Source organism: Pedococcus sp. P2_A3 (assembly GCF_056405035.1).
Map to the genome: position 1 here is coordinate 1 of NZ_JBFUCW010000005.1, position 19297 is coordinate 19297.

Here is a 19297-nt window from a genome sequence, read left to right on the forward strand (position 1 = left end):
GCCGGGGACCGCCGGGGACCGCGCCCCGGCGCCGCGTCGCCGGCGTGGCCGCGGCGGACGGGGCGCCCAGGCCGACGCCGCGACCTCCACCGAGACCGACGACACCGCAGGGACGACGGAGCAGGACGACCAGGGCGATGCGTCCCAGGACCGCGATGACGAGTCCGACGGTGGCAGCGAGGGGGGTCGCCGTCGTCGCCGTCGTGGTGGCAAGGGCCGCGGCCGTGGTCGCGGTCAGGCCGACACCGACGCCGGCTCCGCAGCCTCCGAGGAGGACGACGACTCCGGCTCCGAGGGGCAGGAGGCCGAGGGCAGTGACGACCAGGGTGGCGAGGCTGACGGCCTGTCGAGCCGCCGTCGACGCCGCCGTCGCCGCAGCGGTTCCTCCGCCGAGGGGGACGACCCGCCCGGCACCGTGACCCGCGTGCGCGAGTCGCGCCGCGACGAGCCCCAGAGCGTCAAGGGGTCGACTCGCCTCGAGGCCAAGAAGCAGCGGCGCCGCGAGGGCCGCGAGGCCGGTCGTCGCCGCACCATCATCACCGAGGCCGAGTTCCTGGCCCGCCGCGAGAGCGTCGAGCGGGTGATGGTCGTTCGCGAGCGTGAGGGCCGCACCCAGATCGGGGTGCTCGAGGACAACGTGCTGGTCGAGCACTACGTGTCCCGCGAGACCAACGCCTCCATGGCCGGCAACGTCTACCTCGGGCGCGTCCAGAACGTGCTCCCGTCGATGGAGGCCGCCTTCGTCGACATCGGCAAGGGCCGCAATGCCGTCCTCTACGCCGGTGAGGTGAACTGGGACGCCGCGGGTCTGGAGAACAACCAGCCGAAGCGGATCGAGAACGCCCTGAAGTCCGGCGACACCGTCCTCGTGCAGGTCACCAAGGACCCGATCGGCCACAAGGGCGCTCGCCTGACCAGCCAGATCTCGCTCCCGGGTCGCTACCTGGTCTACGTGCCCGAGGGCTCGATGACTGGCATCTCGCGCAAGCTGCCCGACACCGAGCGGAGCCGCCTCAAGGGCATCCTCAAGGAGGTCGTGCCCGACAGCGCCGGCGTCATCGTGCGCACCGCCGCCGAGGGAGCCAGCGAGGAGGAGCTGCGCGCCGACGTCGAGCGGCTCACCAAGACCTGGGAGAAGATCAAGGCCAAGGCCGACTCCAAGAGCAAGGGCAAGGGCGGCGCCCCGTCGCTGGTCCACGGTGAGCCCGACCTGACCGTCCGGGTCATCCGCGACGTGTTCAACGAGGACTTCACCTCGCTCGTGGTGGCGGGCGACCAGGCGTGGGGCGAGGTCAGCGAGTACCTCGGTGACGTCGCTCCCGACCTCGCCGAGCGCCTGTCGAAGTGGACCTCGGAGGAGGACCTCTTCACCCACTACCGCGTGGACGAGCAGATCGCCAAGGCGATGGACCGCAAGGTGTGGCTGCCCTCGGGTGGCTCCCTCGTCATCGACCGCACCGAGGCCATGACGGTCGTCGACGTCAACACCGGCAAGTTCGTCGGCTCCGGGGGCAACCTCGAGGAGACCGTCACCAAGAACAACATCGAGGCCGCGGAGGAGATCGTCCGCCAGCTCCGGCTGCGCGACATCGGCGGGATCATCGTCATCGACTTCATCGACATGGTCCTGGAGAGCAACCGCGACCTGGTCGTGCGCCGTCTGCTCGAGTGCCTCGGTCGCGACCGCACCAAGCACCAGGTCGCCGAGGTGACCTCGCTCGGCCTGGTCCAGATGACCCGCAAGCGCGTCGGGTCGGGCCTCATCGAGGTCTTCTCCGAGAACTGTGAGCACTGTGGTGGACGCGGCATCATCGTGCACGCCGACCCGGTCGAGAAGCCGTCCGGCGGTGGCGACGGTGGGCGTGACAACGGCCGCGACGGTGGCGGCAACGGCAGTGCCTCCGGCGCCGGCGGCCAGTCCGCGCGCAGCGGTCGTGGCCGTCGCGGCCGGTCCGGCGCTTCCGGTGCCACCACCCCCGAACCGGCTCCCCAGCCCGTGCACACGGGGCCGACCCCGGCCCAGATCGCCGCAGCGGCCCATGCCGCTGCGCTGAAGTCGGCCGAGCACCACCACGACGCCCTGCACGACCACGACCTGCATGACCACGACCTGCACGACCACCTGCACGACGGGTTCGACGCGGGTCAGGACGCCCCCGTGGTCGAGGTGCACGAGGACGTGGACCAGCAGCAGCCCGAGCAGCTCGAGCAGTCCGAGCCACTCGACGGCCGTGTCGCAGCCGAGGCGCACGATGTGCCGGAGCAGGAGCGGGCCGCCGACTCCACCCCGGAGCCTGAGCCCACCCCGGAGCCCGAGCGCACTCCTGAGCCCGTGGCGGCGGCCCCCAAGCGGCGCAAGCGTGGACGGGTCGTCGCCCCCGCCGGACCGCCGCGCGCGGTCGCCGGAGACGACGACACGTCAGGCGCCGCGGAGGCGGGGTCCGACCAGTCCTGAGCCGTGCGGCATACCGGTGGGTTTGGCCCCCGGTGTGCCGCACGACCGCCGGTTTGGTCGGCAAGCCCTCCACCCGGTAATCTTGGTCCTTGGTGCGCCCACCGTCCGGCGTCCGCACAGAACCACCCCCTGGCGGGGTGGTCACGCGGGTAGCTGCCGGCCGGTCCAGACAGAGAGCGCGTGCCGCCCGAAGTAGGAAAGAGAGTTCCACGTGTACGCGATTGTTCGCGCTGGTGGTCGCCAGGAGAAGGTTTCCGTCGGCGATGTCCTCATCATCGACAAGGTCAGCGGCAAGGCTGGCGACAGCATCGACCTGGTCCCGCTCCTCGTCGTCGACGGCTCGACCGTGACCAGCGATGCCGACAAGCTCGCCAAGGTCTCCGTCAAGGCCGAGGTCGTCAAGGCCGCCAAGGGCCCCAAGATCACGATCATGAAGTACAAGAACAAGACCGGCTACCGCAAGCGTCAGGGCCACCGTCAGCACCTGACCCAGGTCAAGATCACCTCGATCGACGCCTGAGTTTCGGACCAGAGACCCAGAGAAGGCAGGTACTGACATGGCACACAAGAAGGGTGCGTCCTCGACCCGCAACGGTCGCGACTCGAACGCACAGTTCCTCGGCGTGAAGCGCTTCGGCGGCCAGCTCGTCAACGCGGGCGAGATCCTCGTCCGCCAGCGTGGCACGCACTTCCACCCCGGCGACGGCGTCGGCCGTGGCGGCGACGACACGCTGTTCGCGCTGGTCGCGGGCAACGTCCAGTTCGGCACGAAGCGTCGGCGCAAGGTCGTCAACATCGTCCCGCTGGAGACCTCGGACGCCAGCTGAACCTCCGGGCGCAGCAGGAGATCAGCAACATTCGGTATGCCGCGTGGCCCGGCCACGCGACGCACCGCACCGGAGGGGGCGGGCCCGATACGGGCCCGCCCCCTCCGCACGTCTTTACCTAGACTTCACCCTGACACCAGAGGAGCCCCCATGACCACGTTCGTCGACCGCGTCGTGCTRCACGTCGCCGCCGGCGACGGCGGACACGGAGTGGCCTCGGTCAAGCGCGAGAAGTTCAAGCCGCTCGGCGGTCCCGACGGCGGCAACGGCGGCCGGGGTGGCAACGTCATCCTCCGCGTCGACCCGAACGTCACCACGCTGCTCGACTACCACCACCACCCCCACCGCAAGGCGACCAACGGCAAGCCTGGGGCCGGTGACGAGCGCAACGGCGCCGACGGCGCCGACCTCGTGCTCACCGTGCCCGAGGGCACCGTGGTCAAGGACGGCTCCGGGGAGGTCCTGATGGACCTCGTCGGGCTCGACGGTGAGTACGTCGTCGCCAAGGGCGGCCGCGGGGGACTGGGCAACAAGGCGCTCGCCTCGGCCCGACGCAAGGCGCCCGGCTTCGCCCTGCTCGGAGAGCCGGGCGATGCGCTCGACATCGTGCTCGAGCTCAAGTCGCTCGCCGACGTCGCGCTGATCGGCTTCCCGTCCGCAGGCAAGTCCTCGCTCGTGTCGGTGCTGTCGGCCGCGCGGCCGAAGATCGCCGACTACCCGTTCACCACGCTCGTCCCGAACCTCGGCGTCGTGCAGGCCGGTGAGGGTCGGTTCACCATCGCCGACGTCCCCGGCCTGATCCCCGGAGCGAGCGAAGGCAAGGGCCTCGGCCTGGAGTTCCTGCGCCATGTCGAGCGCTGCTCGGTGCTCGTGCACGTCATCGACTGCGCGACGCTCGAGCCCGGGCGCGACCCCATGACCGACCTCGACGTGATCGAGCGGGAGCTGGCCCAGTACGTCCCCGACGCCACCCTGGGTGGCCGCCCGCTCGCCGAGCGCACCCGCATCGTCGTCCTCAACAAGGCCGACGTGCCCGACGCGCTCGAGCTCGCCCAGATGGTCAAGCCCGACCTCGAGGCGCGCGGCATCGAGGTGTTCGTCGTCTCCGCGGTGGCCCACACCGGCCTCCGGGAGCTGACCTTCGCCATGGCCCGGCACGTCGCCGAGGCCCGCGCCGAGATCGAGGCGGTCGCCGCAGCCACCCCGCAGCGGATCGTGATCCGGCCCAAGGCGGTCGACGACTCGGGCTTCAAGGTCATCCGCGAGAACACGCCCGACGGAGAGGTGTTCCGCATCGATGGCGAACGCCCGACCCGCTGGGTGCGCCAGACCGACTTCTCCAACGACGAGGCCGTGGGCTACCTCGCGGACCGGCTCGGCCGAGCCGGTGTCGAGGAGGCGCTGTTCAAGGCCGGTGCCGTGGCGGGCGCGACCGTGCTCATCGGGCCGAAGGACAACGCGGTCGTCTTCGACTGGGAGCCGACCCTCGTGGCCGGGGCCGAGCTGCTCGGCGCCCGCGGCACCGACCTGCGCCTCGAGGAGGCCGCCCGTCCGACCCGCGACGACAAGCGCGCCGACTACGCGGAGCGTCGGGTCGCCAGGACCGTCGCCCGCGACGAGCTGGCCGCAGAGCGACGAGCCGGGCACTGGGCCACGGCAAAGGACGAGGACACCGAGGAATGAGCGCCGAGGAATGAGCGCCGAGGAATGAGCGCGGCGGTATGAGTGCGGCTGACCGCCGGGGAGACGTGGCGCGCGCCCGGCGCCTCGTGGTCAAGGTCGGCTCCTCCAGCCTGACCGACGTCGGGGGAGGGGCGCTCGACGAGCAGCGGCTCATCTCCCTCGTCGACGTGCTCGCGAAGCGCCGGAACTCCGGTCACCAGGTGGTGCTGGTCTCCTCGGGGGCGATCGCCGCGGGGATCGCCCCGCTCGGCCTCACCAAGCGCCCGTGGGACCTCGCGACCCAGCAGGCAGCGGCCAGCGTGGGGCAGGGGGCCCTCGTCGCGGCCTACCAGCGCGCCTTCGGTGCCCATGGGCTCACGGTGGGCCAGGTCCTCCTCACGGCCGACGACGTCACCCGCCGCTCCCACTACACGAACGCCCGCCGCACCCTCGACCGGCTGCTCGAGCTCGGGATCGTGCCGATCGTCAACGAGAACGACACCGTGGCCACCCACGAGATCAGGTTCGGCGACAACGACCGGCTCGCCTCGCTCGTGGCGCACCTCGTGCACGCCGACGGCCTCGTCCTGCTCACCGACGTCGACGCCCTGTATGACGGGCCGCCCACCCATGCGGGCAGCAAGCGCGTCCCGACCGTGGTCGGCGGCGCCGGGCTCGAGCAGCTCGTCATCGGTGGCACCGGGTCGAGCGTCGGCAGCGGTGGCATGGTGACCAAGGTCGAAGCGGCCTCGATCGCCAACGCCGCGGGCATCACCACGGTGCTGACCAGCGCCGACCAGGTGGAGCAGGCTCTCGCGGGAGAGGACGTCGGCACGGTCTTCGTCCCGACCGGCTCCCGGCGCACCTCCCGCAAGCTCTGGCTGGCGCACGCCACCACCCCCCTGGGGCGGCTGCTGCTCGACCCCGGGGCGGTGCGGGCCGTGACCGAGCGTCGGACCTCCCTGCTCCCGGCCGGGATCACCGGCGTCGAGGGCACGTTCGTCGACGGCGACCCCGTCGACCTGTGCGCGCCCGAGGGCCGGGTGATCGGCCGGGGGCTGGTCAACTACACGTCGGCCGAGCTCCCGGCCATGCTGGGGCGCTCCACGCGTGAGCTCGCCAAGGAGCTCGGTCCCGAGTACGAACGCGAGGTCGTCCACCGCGACGACCTCGTCATCCTCTAGCGGAGGTCAGCGGGCGGGTGGCCCGATCGTGCGGGCCGAGCCCCGCACGACCTGCTGCCCGTCGGCCAGGCTCAGGACGGTGCGGTCCCCGAGCTCGCGGTGGAGGGTCACGTCGACGGTGCGCACCGCGCCGATGGCGGGGCAGGCGACGTCCTGGCGGCTGGACTCACGCGGGACCGGCACGACCGCGACGACGACTGCCCGGTCGGACTCGAAGGCCTGGCCGCGGTAGTCGGCTCCGCACGGACCCGGCTCGTCCGGGGCGCCGGTGAAGGTCAGCCTCAGGGTGCGCCCGCCCGGGACGAGGTCGAACGACTCAGGGCGCAGGCCGTCTCCGGGTGTGGGGGTCCAGTTCACCGGGGCGCGGACCAGACCCGACGCGGGGACAGCCACCCTGAGCAGCCGCACCGCGGTGCCTTCCATGGTGAACCGCCAGGCCGGCACGGTGACGCTCCCCGCCGAGGTCCGCACGTCCATCGTGGTCAGAGCTGCCCCCGTGACCCGCAGGTCCGTGCACCCGTCGCAAGGACTGCGACGAGCCGTCATCGCGGCAAGGGCGTCATCGGCCGAGATGACGGTGGTCGAGACGCCGCCCAGCGAGCCGTCGATGACCCTGCCCGGCCCGGGTGCGGCGGGCAGCGGGGCGACCGCCACGAGGTGACCGGTGAGCCACGCCAGCTTGTTGTTCTCCGCGACGCCGGGCTCCCAGTCGCCCTCCTGCTGCTCCAAGTGGTCGCCGAGGTCGACGGAGGGGGAGCCGCTGGCCTTCTGCGCGTCGGCATACCGGGCCAGCAGCTGCGCTGCTCGTTGGGCCCTGGCCTGGTCGCCGGAGCCGGCCGGTGGTGAGGCACCCGCACCGGGGTCGGCTGAACCGCAGGCAGCCAGCACCACCGCGACGAGTCCGGCGGCGACGGCGGGGGAGAGCCTCATGCCCGGTGTGACGGCAGGCCGAGGGGAATGGTTGCGTGCGGGCTCACTGGAGCCGGGTGACCTCGAACTGCAACCGCGGCTCGGCGATGGTCGCCTGCGACTGGACGAGCTGGAGCTCGCGCTCGCCCGAGCGCAGCGTGGTGTCCAACAGGTCGAAGACGCTGCTCGCCGTGCGGGCCAGCGCGACCGCGGGGTCGCCGGTCGCGAGCAGGTGGGCGGTGAACAGCGCCGCCGTGACGTCACCCGAGCCGTTGGCCTTCATCGGGAGCCGCGGCGTCTGCACGATCCACGCCCCGTCGTCGGTGACGGCCATCATCTCGATCGTGTCCGCGGGTGCGTCGGGTCGCTCGACACTGGTCACCAGGACGATCGACGGACCCATCGCCCGGGCCAGCTCGACGGACGCAAGGGTCTCCTCGATGGTGCGTGGCTCGGTGTCGGTGAGGAACCCGAGCTCGAACTGGTTGGGGGTGATGAGGTCCGCCGCCGGCACCACGCGCTCGCGGAGCAGGACCGGGATCGCCGGGTGCACGAAGCAGCCGCTCTTGGCGTTCCCCATCACCGGGTCGCACGCGTAGATGGCTGCCGGGTTGGCGGCCTTCACCTTCGCCACGGCGTCGAGGATGACGTCGCCGATGTCCTCTCCGCCCTGGTAGCCCGACAGCACCGCGTCGACCCCGGGGAACGCCCCGCGCTCCTCGACCCCTCGGATGACCGCGCGCACGTCGTCAGCGGGCAGCAGCGGCCCACGCCACTCGCCGTACCCGGTGTGGTTGGAGAAGTGCACCGTGTGCACCGGCCACACCTCCACCCCGAGGCGCTGGAGGGGGAAGACGGCGGCGCTGTTGCCGACGTGGCCGTACGCGACCGAGGACTGGATCGACAGGATGCTCACGCCAGCATTCAACCAGTGCTGCTCCAACGACAGGCCCACCGAGCCACACCCTGAGGGGCACGGCACGGCACGGCACAGCGTCGCGAGTGGGTCGGGGCCCGGCTGGTCGTCCGCGAGGTGGGAGGCCCACCACGAGCGGCGACGACGCGGCATACCCTTGGGGCATGGCTGAGATCGACCCCGCCGCCGTCGAGCAGGTGGCCACCGCGGCGCGCGCCGCGCGGGTGGCTTCGCGCCGCCTGGCTCTGCTCTCCCGCGCCGACAAGGACGCGGCGCTGCTCGCGCTCGCCGACGCCCTCGACGCTGCTACCGACCGCATCGTCGCCGCCAACGGCGAGGACCTCGAGCGCGGACGCGACTCCGGTATGCCGCAGGGCCTGCTCGACCGGCTCGCCCTCGATCCACAGCGGGTCGCCGACGCGGCGCAGGCGCTGCGCGCCGTGGCCGCCCTGCCCGATCCCGTGGGGGAGGTGGTGCGGGGCTCGACGCTCGCCAACGGCCTCCAGATCCGCCAGGTCAGGGTGCCGATGGGCGTGGTGGGCATGGTCTACGAAGCCCGTCCGAATGTCACGGTCGACGCGGCCGGTCTGGGCCTGAAGTCCGGCAACGCGGTCATCCTGCGTGGAGGCTCGGCTGCCGAGTCGACCAACCGCGCCCTCGTCGACGTGCTGCGCACCGGGCTGGAGGCGCAGGGCCTGCCGGCCGACTCCGTCACGCTGCTCGAGGGTGGGCGTGACGCGGTGCGTGCGCTCCTCACGGCTCGCGGGCTGGTCGACCTGATCATCCCCAGGGGCGGCGCCGGGCTCATCCAGACCGTCGTCACCGAGTCGACGGTGCCGGTCATCGAGACCGGCATCGGCATCGTCCACGTCTACGTCGACCGTGCCGCCGACCTCGACAAGGCGCTCGCCATCACGGTCAACGCCAAGACCCACCGGCCCAGCGTCTGCAACGCCGCCGAGTCGCTCCTCGTGCACGAGGCGGTGGCCGCGGACTTCCTGCCGAAGGTGCTCGCCGAGCTGTCCGGGGCCGGGGTCGTGCTCCACACCGACGACGCATCCGGCGCCGCAGCCGAGGCCGCCGGCGTGCCGCACCAGCCCGCGACGGAGCAGGACTACGGCACCGAGTACCTCGCGCTGGAGATGAGCGTGCGGGTCGTGCCCGACCTCGACGCCGCCCTCGAGCACATCCGCACCTACAGCTCCGGACACACCGAGGCCATCGTGACCGAGGACCGCGCGGCAGCCCGCCGGTTCACCAACGAGGTCGACGCCGCCGCCGTGATGGTCAACGCGTCCACGCGGTTCACCGACGGCGGTGAGTTCGGGTTCGGTGCCGAGATCGGCATCTCCACCCAGAAGCTGCACGCGCGGGGCCCGATGGCGCTGCCCGAGCTGACCACCACGAAGTGGATCGTCGAAGGCGACGGACAGGTGCGCGCCTGAGCCGGCCGAGCGGCATACCGGGGGGTGGTCTGGCAACGCATCGCCAACTGGCAGGATGAGCGCCCGTGGAAGGCACTGAGTAGTTTGGAAGGCGCGGAGTCGTTTGGAAGGCACTGAGGTCCGCAAGCTGGCCGCGCTCGAGGACGCCCACTGGTGGTACCGCGAGCGGCGCCACCTGCTGAGCCGCATGATCGACGGGCTGCGGCCCGGCACCGCCCTCGACATCGGCGCAGCCGGTGGCGGGAACACGCGCGTGCTGCGCCGGGCCGGCTGGTCCGTCAGCGCCCTGGAGTACGGCGCGGACGGGGCCGAGGTGGCCGCCGAACGCGGGCTGGCCGTCGTCCGCGGCGACGCCACCGCCCTGCCCGTCGACGACGACAGCCTCGACCTCGTGGTCGCCTTCGACGTCCTCGAGCACATCGTCGACCACGACACCGCCGTCTCCGAGGTGCGCCGGGCGCTGCGCCCGGACGGGATGTTCCTCATCGCCGTGCCCGCCGACCCCAAGCTGTGGTCCGAGCACGACGTCGCCGTCGACCACGTCCGTCGCTACACCCGCGACACGCTGCGCGAGGTCTTGGAGCGCAACGGGTTCGAGGTCCTGTCGATGACCTCGTGGAACGTGCTGCTCCGCCCGGTCGTCGCCCTGCGTCGGCGCAAGGCCAGCGGCTCCGACCTCGAGACGGTGCACCCGGTCGTCAACCTCGGCCTGCGCGCGATCGTCACGATCGAGCGCTACCTGCCGGTGAAGGCTAGGCCCGGGGTGACGTTGATGGTGCGGGCTCGTCCGCGGAGGTGACCGGACCCGTCAGCGAGTCGTAGGCGATGAAGTAGGTGGGGCGGGCCTGCAGGTGCGCATACATCCGACCGACGTACTCACCGAGGATCCCGACACACAGCAGTTGCACCGCCCCCACCCCGGCGACCGCGACGACCGTTGACGTCCACCCCGGGAGGGTGTGCCCCAGCGAGGCCGCGACGAGCGCGTAGGCGAGGAGCAGGAGCGCCCCGAGGCCGCCGAGCAGGCCCAGCCACGTGGCAGCGCGCAGGGGAGCGGTGGAGAAGCCCGTCACGCTGTCGAGGGACAGCCGGATCATCTTGGACAGCGGGTACTTCGAGCTGCCGGCAGCCCGCTCGTCGCGGCGGTAGGTGACCGACGTGGACGGGAAGCCGAGGGCCGGCACCACGAAGCGCAGCACCCGGTGGTGCTCGGGCAGCGAGTTGATCGCGTTGACCGTCGCCCGCGACATGAGGCGGTAGTCGCCGGCATCGACCTGGGCGTGGGTGCCCGACAGGACGCGGATGAGCCGGTAGAAGGCCTTGGCGCTGAGCCGCTTGAAGGCCGAGTCGCTGGAGCGGTCGGACCGCACGCCGTACACCACGTCGGCCCGCTCGGTGCGGGCTCGGCTGAGCATCTCGGGGATCACCTCGGGCGGGTCCTGCAGGTCGGCGTCGAGGGTGACGACATAGTCGCCCCGCGCACTCGCGAGCCCGGCCGAGATGGCGGCCTGGTGGCCTGCGTTGGCACGCAGCCGGACGACCCGCAGCTGGGGCCAGTCGCGCATCAGGCGCTGCAGGACGGCGGGCGAGAGGTCGTCGCTGCCGTCGTCGACCGTGACCACCTCGTAGGAGGTGCCGAGCGCGTCGGCGACCGTGCGCAGTCGCGCGGCGAGCAGGGGCAGCACGTCCTCCTCGTTGTACACGGGGATGACGATGCTGAGCTCCGGGGGCATACCCCAAGGTTACGGGGATCTGCCCCGTCAGCCGGGACCACGGCGCGCGGCGGGCCTCAGGGGCCGACGGCCCTGGGCACAAGGTGAGGGCCCCTCGAAGTATGAGTTCGAGGGGCCCTCGGGTGGAGATCCTCCCGGCCGCTGGCAGAACCAGCTGCTGGGTGGACCGCCGGGTGTGGAGTCCGGCACCACCGAGGTGGTGCCCTGTCCACTGCGGGACGTCCTGTCGCCGAAGCGACCTGGCTTCCCACGGGGTGCGGGTCCTGCTGTCACCGAGGTGACGGCGCTTCCCACGGGGTGCGGGTCCTGCTGTCACCGAGGTGACGGCGCTTCCCACGTGGTGCGGGTCCTGCTGTCACCGAGGTGACGGCACTTCCCACGGGGTGCGGGTCCTGCTGTCACCGAGGTGACGGCACTTCCCACGGGGTGGTGCAGATCTCGGGCCGGCGAACCGCCCCGTGGTGCTGCTCCGGTCGACCGCCCACGGCTCCCGGCGGACCGAGGGTCGTGGCCACTGCGACGGTGGCGCCCTGGTTGCTCCGGCGAACCGGCGCACCCACGGCGATGCGATCTGGTCAACGGGCCCGGCGTTCCTCCGCGGCGTCGCCCGCGAACCTGTCCACCCGAAGGTGTCGAGGACCTCGTCCGAGCGAACCCGGTCGAGGCGGTCGTCCGTTATCCGGTTGACCTGTGCTCCTGCCTCGTGGCCGTCTCGAGTTTCCTCGGTTCGACCCTCCGACCGGAGCGCGTGAGAGATTTCTAGTGGCCCGATCCGTTGTGCCGCAATAGGTTTCGCGCACCTTTTTTCGTCCACGGGTTTCCCACACCGTTGTCCACACCCACGTGTGCGCAGTGCACAGGTTGTGCACACCCCTGTGCACAACATCCGTGGACAGAGGCGGCTTGCGCCCTCGCGTGCCGATGGGCGCGGGGAGGGGGTCGGTGCCGGGTAGGCTGTGGGCCATGTCGTCGTCTGCCTTCACCCTGGTCGCTGTCGCCGAGGAGCACACCCGCGAGCTCCCGATGTCTCCCTACGCCTTCGGAGCCATCGCGTTCGCCGGCTTCCTGCTCCTCCTGGCCGTCCTGTGGTTCTTCCGCGGGGTGGCGACGAAGGTGGCGACCGGCCACGTCACCCACGGCACGGCCGCGCACCACGACGTCCACGGCGACCACCAGGGCAGCCACCACTGACCATGCGCCTCGGAGTGATGGGCGGGACGTTCGACCCGATCCACCACGGGCACCTCGTGGCCGCCTCCGAAGTCCAGACCCGGTTCGGGCTCGATGAGGTCGTCTTCGTGCCCACCGGCCAGCCCTGGCAGAAGGACGCCCGCGAGGTCAGCCCGGCCGAGCACCGCTACCTCATGACCGTGGTCGCGACGGCCTCCAACCCCCGGTTCACGGTGAGCCGCGTGGACATCGACCGAGCCGGTCCCACGTACACCATCGACACCCTGCGCGACCTGCACCACGAACGGCCCGACGCCGAGCTGTTCTTCATCACCGGCGCCGACGCGTTGGCCCAGATCCTGTCGTGGAAGGACGCCGACGAGCTGTTCGACCTCGCCCACTTCATCGGGGTGACCCGCCCGGGTTACGTCCTGTCGGAGTCCGGCCTCCCGGCCGACCGGGTCACCTTGCAGGAGGTGCCCGCGATGGCGATCAGCTCCACCGACTGCCGGGCGCGCGTCGAGCGCGCCGAACCCGTCTGGTACCTCGTGCCGGACGGCGTCGTCCAGTACGTCAACAAATACCGCCTGTATGCCGCCGGCTCACCCGCCGGGGCGCCGGCACGAACGTAGGAGAGCAGTGCCCGCCACCGATCGATCCCTTGACCTGGCCAAGACGGCCGCCAAAGCAGCAGACGACAAGCTCGCCACCACGGTGGCCGGCATCGACGTGAGCGAGCAGCTCGCCCTCACCGACGTCTTCGTGATCGTCTCGGCGAGCACCGATCGCCAGGTGGGCGCCATCGTCGACGAGGTCGAGGACCAGCTGCGCGAGAAGGGGGCCAAGCCGATTCGCCGTGAAGGTGAGCGGGACGGCCGCTGGGTGCTGCTCGACTTCGGTGACATCGTCGTCCACGTGCAGCACGACGAGGAGCGCGAGTTCTACGAGCTCGAGCGGCTCTGGAAGGACTGCCCGGAGATCGACCTCGGCGTGCCCAAGCGCCGGGACGCATGACGGCTGCCCGACGCGTCCTGCTGGTCCGCCACGGCGAGACCGACCACAACGCCGGTGGGGTCTGGCAGGGGCAGCTCGACACGCCCCTGTCCGACCTCGGGGTCGAGCAGGCCCGCGCCGCGGGCCGGGCCATCGCGGCATACCGACCCTCGCGAGTGGTCGCGTCGGACCTGGTGCGCGCGGCGGTCACTGCCCAGCACGTTGCCGAGGAGGCCGGCGTGCCGGTGACGTTGGACCCGCGCTGGCGCGAGATCCACGTCGGGCAGTGGCAGGGACTCCACACCAGTGAGGTGCGAGCCCGGTATGCCGACCTGCTGGCGCAGATGGATCGCTGCGACGTCCGTCGTGGTGTCGACGGCGAGACGCTGGCGGAGGTCGGCCGTCGTGCGGGGGAGTCGCTGCGCGAGGTCCTCGACGGGCTGGACGACGGCGAGTGCGTGGTCGTCGTGGCGCAYGGCGTCTCGACCAGGGCTGCCGTCGCCGACCTGCTGGGGCTCGACCAGCACCTGGCCACCCGCGCGCTGGCGACCATGGGCAACTGCCACTGGGCAGAGCTCAGGCAGAGCCGCACCGGCTGGCAGCTGAGCACCTGGAACGCCCACGCGTGACCCTCAGCCGGGTGGCCCACCCGCCGATTTGGTGAAACAGGTGGGTCACTGGGTAAACTTCCGCAGTCCCCTCCGGGGGACATCCCCCTCGGGAGATCCGGGGCTGTGGCGCAGTTGGTAGCGCACTTCCATGGCATGGAAGGGGTCAGGGGTTCGAATCCCCTCAGCTCCACCACCAGTGGCCGACCGATGGTCGCAAGAACGAAGCCCCACCCGGGTCACCCGGGTGGGGCTTCGTTCTTCGTCCTGCGCCACTGTCCCAGGTGCGCGGGTGCGACGCCCCAACCACGAGGGACGCTTCCCGGCGTTCCTAGAAGTCGACGCCGTGGAGGGGGAGCATGAGCGGCGCCCGCTGCGAGCTGTGCTTGGCCTCTGCCAACAGGGTCGGGACGTCACCGTTGAACCTGTTCACGCCCAACGCCATGCAGACCAGCATCATCTCGACCGACCGGACGGGCTGGGTCCACTTCAGCAACACCGGGAACGGCAACGCGTCGCGCATGGACTCGATCTGGGAGAACGTCGCGCGGTCGCCGCGAAACGAGCCCCCTTGGACCACCGCCGCCCCTGACGTCCCGACCAGGGCCGTGCACGCCGTCAGCTGGTCCTTGGTGGTGTCCGTGGTGTCAATGAGCACCCGCACCCTGCCGGCCTGGGGTGTCGCGGTCCCGACGACGGCATCCAGCTGCTCACCGATGAGGTGCAGGCAGGCGCTCTCGCTCCCGGGGGCGAGGACCAGGGCGATCTCTGAGGCGCCGGCGGACAGCAGTTCCCGTGTCTCTGCCGCAAGGTCGGAGGGGTCATGGGGCTGCGGGGCCCTGTCGTGGAAGGCGAGGGCCGTGACCGCTGCGGTGCTGCTGCCGCCCAGTCGTCTGGCGGCGGTCGGGATGTGTTCCGGCCGGCACAGGACGGCGGCCAGGCCGGCCTCGGCGGCGTAGTCGCACCCTCGCCGCAATGCCCCTTGGTCGATGTCGGGACCGTGCAGGCGGTGCTCGAGGGCGGCAGCGAGGGACTCGGGGGTGACCACGTCGCGGTCCAGCCGGACTCTGGTCCGGAGCCATGCGTTGTCCAGCGTGAGCACGCCTCATCCCTCCGTTTGGGCGACCCTCCCGGTCGGTCGCCTTACACCTTGGTATGACGTAGTTTGCTCTGAAATGTACCCCTTTGGTGCCGCCTTGAGGTGGTTACGCGTCCGGCGATGCGTGGTCGCCGCCGCTGAGCAGGGCGGCCTGCATGAGTGCCAGGTGAGTGACCCGTCGCTGTTGCGCGTCGGCATGGTTCCGGCCCTGCACCAACCTCCGGCGCAGCTCGTTGATGAGCTCCTGGTTCGTCACGAACCGCAGCACGAACGTGGGTTCGCCCTCCTGGTTCCTTGGCAGGCCACGCCGGCGGCAACCAGGCCAAGGGCTTGGTCAACCTCGTCTGGGGTCAGGGCGCATTCCACTCCGGTAGCTGCCACCACGACGTCGGCGAGCAGATCGATGTCCTCGGCGAGGGCGTCGTCGTTGAGCTCGTGGGAGGAGTTGGGGATCACCATGGCGCGGGTCGCCTCCTGCCTTGGACTTAACTGGCACCCGGGACAACGAGTGTTCCGGGACCGCGTTCCGGCTCCTGATGAAATCTCATCCGAACGGCTGAGGCTGCCAGCCATGAGCGAGGGCGACGCCCGTCAGCCGGGTGGCTCGTGGAGTGGGGTCTTGAGTGCCTCGTGGGCAAGGGCCTGGTTCATCTCGTCGAAGCCGGCGCGGGTGCGGCCGAGCGTGGTTCCGCTGAACGGGATGAATGCTCCGGAGAACGTCTCAGACCGTTGGACCAGGGTGCGTCCGCTCGCGGTGCCGGTGAGTGTGAAGCTGCTGTGCAGCAGCATCGCCCGGACGTCGTGCTCATGGACATCCGCATGCCACACCTGGACGGCATCGGCGCCACCGCCGCCTTGCGTGCCTTGGCTGCGCCACCCCAAGTCATCGTGCTGACGACGTTCCAGGCCGATGAGCAGGTTGTCGCCGCACTACCGCTGGCGCGAGCGGGTTCCTCGTCAAGGACACCCCACCGGCCGACATCATCGCCGCGGTCCGGGTGGTGGCAGCCGGCGAGGCCATCGTGTCGCCGTCCGTGACCCGAACCCTGCTGTCCCACTTCGGGGACACCGAAGCGACCGCGCGACACCAGGTAGCCGCAGAACGGCTGTCTGGGCTCACCCAGCGGGAGAGAGAAGTCGCCACACAGGTCGGTGCCGGCTCCTTCAACGCTGAGATCGCGGCGGCGTTGTTCATGAGCGAAGCGACCGTGAAGGCCCACGTGTCTCGGCTGCTCAACAAGCTGACCATCACCAACCGGGTCCAGCTCGCCATCCTCGTGCACGACGCGAGTCAAGCCTGAAGGCCACCCGCCCCCTACGGGGCGGCGGAGCATCGTCGCGCCACTCACTCACCGGCACATCCGCTGAGCACTGCCGGACGAGCATGCCGGCCGTTGGGCGGTAGTCGTGCAGGCACGAATGTCGCCGTGGCGCTGCCTCCGGGTGGGCTGTCAAGTGAGGCCGTGGTGGTAGGCATACCGCACGGCTTGGGCACGGTCGCGGGCGCCGATCTTCGCGAAGATGTGGTTGATGTGGCTCTTGATCGTGGCGTTGCTCAGGACGAGCTCGCGGGCGATCTCGGTGTTGGAGCGGCCCGCGGCGATCAGGGCGAGCACCTCTACTTCGCGGGCGGAGAGCCCATGGCGGTCTGGTTCTGTGGCAGGCACGCCTGCTCGCCCTGCGAGGGTGGCGGTCACGAGACGTTGCTGGACCTCGGGGGCAAGGTGGGTCTGGCCGTGACCCAGCGCCGACAGGGCGCGCTCGATCTCTTCAGCGTTGGCGTTCTTGGTGAGGTAACCGCGCGCGCCGGCCCGAAGTGCCGGAAAGAGGGCGTGATCGTCGGCATACGTGGTGAGGACGAGTACCTGGGTCTGCGGTAGCTCGGCACGGATCCGGGCCGTGGCCTGCGCACCGTCCAGGTTGGGCATGCGTAGGTCCATGATGACCACGTCGGGCTTGTGGAGCAGTGCTTGTTCCACGGCTTCGAGCCCGTCGGCGGCGGTGGAGACTACTTCGATTCCGTCGAGCAGGCCTATCAGCATGGCCAATCCCTCGCGAACCACGCGCTGGTCGTCCGCGACGACGACCCTCAGGGGGGCCGAGGTCACGCCGGCACCTCAAGGTCGACACGCCAGCCTGCCGGCTGTGGTCCGGCCTGAAAGGTGCCGCCGGCCTGCTCGACGCGCTCGCGCAGGCCGGTCAGTCCATGTCCGCCGCCGATGCCGAGCAGCCCGGACGACGGCGGGTCCCCGTCGACGGCCGAATCCGGGTTCGGAGTCGGGTTCTGCACCGAGAGGCGCGTGCGCCCGATCGCGTAGGTGAGCACCACTGTTGTGGGTGCACCAGGCGCATACCGAGCCGCGTTCGTCAGGGCCTCCTGCGCCCCCCGATAGATCAGCAGGCCGGTTTCTGCCGGCAGGGTGCGCGGCTCTCCCTGAATGCTGAAGGACGCCGGCACCAGCAGGTCGTGCCGGAATCCCGTCACGAGAGTCTCGAGGTCGGCGACACCGGGCAGTGGTTCTCCACGAAGCGCCCCGACGGCGGCTCGGGCGTTGGTCAGGCCGTCGTTGACCAGCTCGCTGGCCCTCTGGACAGCCTCCTGCACCTCAGCCCCGGCCTGTTCGCGCGCGACGAGAACCCGAGCTCCCTGCAGCTGGATCGCTGCGCCGGACAGGGAGTGCGCCAGCACGTCGTGGAGCTCCGCGGCGATCCGGCTACGCTCGGCCAGTGTGGCGGCCCGAGTTTGCTCGTCACGGGCATCGGCGAGCTCGGCGAGCAGCAGCTCGGTCCGGTTCTGGGCGACGCGTGAGGTACGCACCACGTAGGCAACGAGTCCGAGCAAGGCGTTGAACAAGGTGCCAGCCAGCACGGCCGCTCCCGTCGCGCCCCCGCTCAGCGCCATCGCAACCTGTCCCACTGTGATCACCCCGGCCACGCCCAGGCTCAGGGCCGGGGGCAGGCGAATCACGGCCATCCAGACCGCAGCACCAACTGCCAGGCCCGTCGCCCCGCGCGGCTGAAGGTGGACCAGGCCAAGCCCCGCCACACCCATCCCCACGATGACAGCGACCTGCACCGCCACGGCCCGGTCGACGAACCGGTCTCCGATGGTGACAGCCGTCGACGCGGCATACGCGGCAACAGCCATTGTCACCTCGCCCCGTGCACCGCGCAGCCCCGGGGTCGGCGCGGTTGTCATGGCGACACCGGCGACCACCGCGATGACGGCCCATCCCAGCGGCCTGAGCAGGTCACGCTGGTGGCGAAGCCTTTGGTGTTCCACCGCACGGGCCCGGGAGGTCCTGTCGCCGGGGAACTGTGCTCGCGTCGTCATACTCGTCACCTCGAAGGCCGAGGGTCGGTGGTGCTGGACTGCCCTAGAGCCAATGGTCCCTCCACAGGCCGTCTAAGGCGAACACGAGGGAGGGACCAGTGGCGTCGCGGGTGGATGCTTGGGTCAGGCGCCAGACATCGCCACAACGACCGGGGCGTGAGGTGCAAGTCGCTGTCCGCGGACCTGAACGCTGACCAGCCGAGCGATCACCTCGCACAGCGCCATCGAGACCAAGGCGAGTGGCCAGGCGGCTGCACTGACGTGGTGGACGACGCTGAAGTCGCGGATTGCGGGGCCGGCACCGTGATCGAGCGCGAAGACGAACACCAACCGGGCGCTGATGCCGGCCAGGAGCAGCCCTGCGGCGACCGGGCCGACCCGTGCGAACCGCGTGCCGTCGGGGCCGACCCGGACGTGTGTGGCGTAGCCGCACAGGATGCCCAAGCCCAGGCCCACGAAGGTCAGGGTGAGGGTCAGGACCAGGTCGGAGCGGTCGGTGGGGATGCTGTGCACGTAGTGCGTGGCGACGAAGACCACGAGGGCCATCGGCGCGATAGTGCTGCGGATGTCCAGGCGCCGTTCACGAGCCTGGCGCGGGACGACCAGCAGGAAGACCGCGTTGATGAGGTAGTCGGTGAGAGCCATGCCTCAAGACTCTCCACGCTTCGACGTCCCGTCATCGGAGCCAGGGTTGAAAGCAGGTTGAATCGCCCGTCACCCCAGGTTGAAGGGAGTCAAGCAATCACGAGAGTGCGCACCTGGCGACGCCACCGCGGGTTGGTCAGTGCACTCCGTTGTCGGGTCCCGTGCATCGTTGCCCGCCCAAGGACACGAACGCCGCCGGGAGAGATTGTTGGCTACGGAATGCCGCACGTTGTGGCACGAAAGTGCCAAGGTCCGTTCGTGGCTTCCGGATGGTCCATGCCCCCAGCGGACCCAGGCCATGAGTTCCGAGGTCGAGA

General features: G+C 70.8%; 23 protein-coding genes and 1 tRNA gene. 14 read left to right on the forward strand and 10 right to left on the reverse strand.

Annotated elements, in window-relative coordinates:
* From AC1DX8_RS05320 to proB, 5 genes are all read left to right on the forward strand, one after another.
* On the forward strand, positions 1-2455 hold a 2455-nt coding region (locus AC1DX8_RS05320; protein ID WP_477628877.1), incomplete at its 5' end, for an Rne/Rng family ribonuclease.
* A 211-nt stretch (positions 2456-2666) separates the two neighbouring features.
* Positions 2667-2975, forward strand: coding sequence for a 50S ribosomal protein L21 (gene rplU, locus AC1DX8_RS05325; protein ID WP_056922631.1), 309 nt, complete (start codon positions 2667-2669; stop codon positions 2973-2975).
* A 37-nt stretch (positions 2976-3012) separates the two neighbouring features.
* Positions 3013-3282 (forward strand): 50S ribosomal protein L27, encoded by a 270-nt coding sequence (gene rpmA, locus AC1DX8_RS05330; protein ID WP_179420401.1) that lies wholly within the window; start codon positions 3013-3015, stop codon positions 3280-3282.
* 150 nt (positions 3283-3432) lie between these two features.
* Positions 3433-4965 (forward strand): GTPase ObgE, encoded by a 1533-nt coding sequence (gene obgE / locus AC1DX8_RS05335; protein WP_477628878.1) that lies wholly within the window; start codon positions 3433-3435, stop codon positions 4963-4965.
* Positions 4966-5003: 38 nt separating this feature from the next.
* Positions 5004-6128 (forward strand): glutamate 5-kinase, encoded by a 1125-nt coding sequence (gene proB, locus AC1DX8_RS05340; protein ID WP_477628879.1) that lies wholly within the window; start codon positions 5004-5006, stop codon positions 6126-6128.
* Positions 6129-6134: 6 nt separating this feature from the next.
* Here proB and AC1DX8_RS05345 read toward each other — a convergent pair whose 3' ends face one another.
* Positions 6135-7058, reverse strand: coding sequence for a hypothetical protein (locus tag AC1DX8_RS05345; RefSeq protein WP_477628880.1), 924 nt, complete (start codon positions 7056-7058; stop codon positions 6135-6137).
* A gap of 43 nt (positions 7059-7101) precedes the next feature.
* Positions 7102-7953 (reverse strand): pyridoxal kinase PdxY, encoded by an 852-nt coding sequence (pdxY, locus tag AC1DX8_RS05350; protein WP_477628881.1) that lies wholly within the window; start codon positions 7951-7953, stop codon positions 7102-7104.
* A gap of 164 nt (positions 7954-8117) precedes the next feature.
* On the opposite strand from pdxY, the gene AC1DX8_RS05355 reads away from it, so the two are divergent.
* Complete coding sequence (locus AC1DX8_RS05355) at positions 8118-9398, forward strand: glutamate-5-semialdehyde dehydrogenase (protein ID WP_477628882.1); 1281 nt, start codon at positions 8118-8120, stop codon at positions 9396-9398.
* A gap of 103 nt (positions 9399-9501) precedes the next feature.
* Complete coding sequence (locus AC1DX8_RS05360; protein WP_477628883.1) at positions 9502-10197, forward strand: class I SAM-dependent methyltransferase; 696 nt, start codon at positions 9502-9504, stop codon at positions 10195-10197.
* On the opposite strand, the gene AC1DX8_RS05365 is transcribed toward AC1DX8_RS05360, so the two are convergent.
* A complete protein-coding gene (locus AC1DX8_RS05365; RefSeq protein WP_477628884.1) occupies positions 10151-11131 on the reverse strand; it encodes a glycosyltransferase family 2 protein in 981 nt (326 codons plus the stop codon). The two genes, AC1DX8_RS05360 and AC1DX8_RS05365, sit on opposite strands and share 47 nt — an antisense overlap.
* A 963-nt stretch (positions 11132-12094) precedes the next feature.
* On the opposite strand from AC1DX8_RS05365, the gene AC1DX8_RS05370 reads away from it, so the two are divergent.
* The 5 genes from AC1DX8_RS05370 to AC1DX8_RS05390 all read left to right on the forward strand — a co-directional run bounded on the left by AC1DX8_RS05370 (position 12095) and on the right by AC1DX8_RS05390 (position 14098).
* Positions 12095-12322 (forward strand): hypothetical protein, encoded by a 228-nt coding sequence (locus AC1DX8_RS05370; protein ID WP_477628885.1) that lies wholly within the window; start codon positions 12095-12097, stop codon positions 12320-12322.
* Positions 12323-12324: 2 nt separating this feature from the next.
* Positions 12325-12933, forward strand: a complete 609-nt coding sequence (gene nadD, locus AC1DX8_RS05375; protein ID WP_477628886.1) for a nicotinate-nucleotide adenylyltransferase — start codon at positions 12325-12327, stop codon at positions 12931-12933.
* A 7-nt stretch (positions 12934-12940) separates the two neighbouring features.
* A complete protein-coding gene (gene rsfS / locus AC1DX8_RS05380; RefSeq protein ID WP_477628887.1) occupies positions 12941-13315 on the forward strand; it encodes a ribosome silencing factor in 375 nt (124 codons plus the stop codon).
* Positions 13312-13923, forward strand: coding sequence for a histidine phosphatase family protein (locus AC1DX8_RS05385; RefSeq protein ID WP_477628888.1), 612 nt, complete (start codon positions 13312-13314; stop codon positions 13921-13923). Before rsfS ends, AC1DX8_RS05385 begins: the two co-directional genes overlap by 4 nt.
* A gap of 99 nt (positions 13924-14022) precedes the next feature.
* Positions 14023-14098: transfer RNA gene (locus tag AC1DX8_RS05390), tRNA-Ala, on the forward strand.
* 135 nt (positions 14099-14233) lie between these two features.
* Here the strand turns inward: AC1DX8_RS05390 and AC1DX8_RS05395 are convergent.
* From AC1DX8_RS05395 to AC1DX8_RS05410, 4 genes are all read right to left on the reverse strand, one after another.
* On the reverse strand, positions 14234-15004 hold the full coding sequence (locus AC1DX8_RS05395; protein WP_477628889.1) for a hypothetical protein: 771 nt from the start codon (positions 15002-15004) through the stop codon (positions 14234-14236).
* 103 nt (positions 15005-15107) lie between these two features.
* The gene (locus tag AC1DX8_RS05400; protein WP_477628890.1) at positions 15108-15257 is read right to left on the reverse strand and encodes a hypothetical protein; all 150 of its coding nucleotides are present in this window, start codon (positions 15255-15257) and stop codon (positions 15108-15110) included.
* Complete coding sequence (locus AC1DX8_RS05405) at positions 15254-15460, reverse strand: hypothetical protein (RefSeq protein WP_477628891.1); 207 nt, start codon at positions 15458-15460, stop codon at positions 15254-15256. The genes AC1DX8_RS05400 and AC1DX8_RS05405 overlap by 4 nt, the downstream gene beginning before the upstream one ends.
* Positions 15461-15592: 132 nt before the next feature.
* Positions 15593-15790 (reverse strand): hypothetical protein, encoded by a 198-nt coding sequence (locus AC1DX8_RS05410; RefSeq protein ID WP_477628892.1) that lies wholly within the window; start codon positions 15788-15790, stop codon positions 15593-15595.
* A 12-nt stretch (positions 15791-15802) separates the two neighbouring features.
* Here AC1DX8_RS05410 and AC1DX8_RS05415 point away from each other — a divergent pair, with 12 nt between their 5' ends.
* A complete protein-coding gene (locus AC1DX8_RS05415; RefSeq protein ID WP_477628893.1) occupies positions 15803-16039 on the forward strand; it encodes a response regulator in 237 nt (78 codons plus the stop codon).
* Positions 16036-16302, forward strand: coding sequence for a response regulator transcription factor (locus tag AC1DX8_RS05420; RefSeq protein WP_477628894.1), 267 nt, complete (start codon positions 16036-16038; stop codon positions 16300-16302). The genes AC1DX8_RS05415 and AC1DX8_RS05420 overlap by 4 nt, the downstream gene beginning before the upstream one ends.
* A 150-nt stretch (positions 16303-16452) precedes the next feature.
* Here AC1DX8_RS05420 and AC1DX8_RS05425 read toward each other — a convergent pair whose 3' ends face one another.
* From AC1DX8_RS05425 to AC1DX8_RS05435, 3 genes are all read right to left on the reverse strand, one after another.
* Entirely contained in the window at positions 16453-17109 is a 657-nt protein-coding gene (locus AC1DX8_RS05425; RefSeq protein ID WP_477628895.1) for a response regulator transcription factor, read from the reverse strand.
* Complete coding sequence (locus AC1DX8_RS05430) at positions 17106-18083, reverse strand: sensor histidine kinase (RefSeq protein ID WP_477628896.1); 978 nt, start codon at positions 18081-18083, stop codon at positions 17106-17108. The genes AC1DX8_RS05425 and AC1DX8_RS05430 overlap by 4 nt, the downstream gene beginning before the upstream one ends.
* 375 nt (positions 18084-18458) lie before the next feature.
* Entirely contained in the window at positions 18459-18980 is a 522-nt protein-coding gene (locus tag AC1DX8_RS05435) for a hypothetical protein (RefSeq protein ID WP_477628897.1), read from the reverse strand.
* Between the last annotated feature and the right edge of the window lie 317 nt (positions 18981-19297).

Bases quoted from the DNA above. Each gene is read 5' to 3' on its own strand.
- rpmA (WP_179420401.1), top strand. From the start codon at position 3,013: ATGGCACACAAGAAGGGTGCGTCCTCGACCCGCAACGGTCGCGACTCG.
- proB (WP_477628879.1), top strand. From the start codon at position 5,004: ATGAGTGCGGCTGACCGCCGGGGAGACGTGGCGCGCGCCCGGCGCCTC.
- AC1DX8_RS05345 (WP_477628880.1), bottom strand. From the start codon at position 7,058: ATGAGGCTCTCCCCCGCCGTCGCCGCCGGACTCGTCGCGGTGGTGCTG.
- AC1DX8_RS05355 (WP_477628882.1), top strand. From the start codon at position 8,118: ATGGCTGAGATCGACCCCGCCGCCGTCGAGCAGGTGGCCACCGCGGCG.
- AC1DX8_RS05365 (WP_477628884.1), bottom strand. From the start codon at position 11,131: ATGCCCCCGGAGCTCAGCATCGTCATCCCCGTGTACAACGAGGAGGAC.
- AC1DX8_RS05370 (WP_477628885.1), top strand. From the start codon at position 12,095: ATGTCGTCGTCTGCCTTCACCCTGGTCGCTGTCGCCGAGGAGCACACC.
- nadD (WP_477628886.1), top strand. From the start codon at position 12,325: ATGCGCCTCGGAGTGATGGGCGGGACGTTCGACCCGATCCACCACGGG.
- AC1DX8_RS05405 (WP_477628891.1), bottom strand. From the start codon at position 15,460: ATGGTGATCCCCAACTCCTCCCACGAGCTCAACGACGACGCCCTCGCC.
- AC1DX8_RS05410 (WP_477628892.1), bottom strand. From the start codon at position 15,790: ATGCTGCTGCACAGCAGCTTCACACTCACCGGCACCGCGAGCGGACGC.
- AC1DX8_RS05435 (WP_477628897.1), bottom strand. From the start codon at position 18,980: ATGGCTCTCACCGACTACCTCATCAACGCGGTCTTCCTGCTGGTCGTC.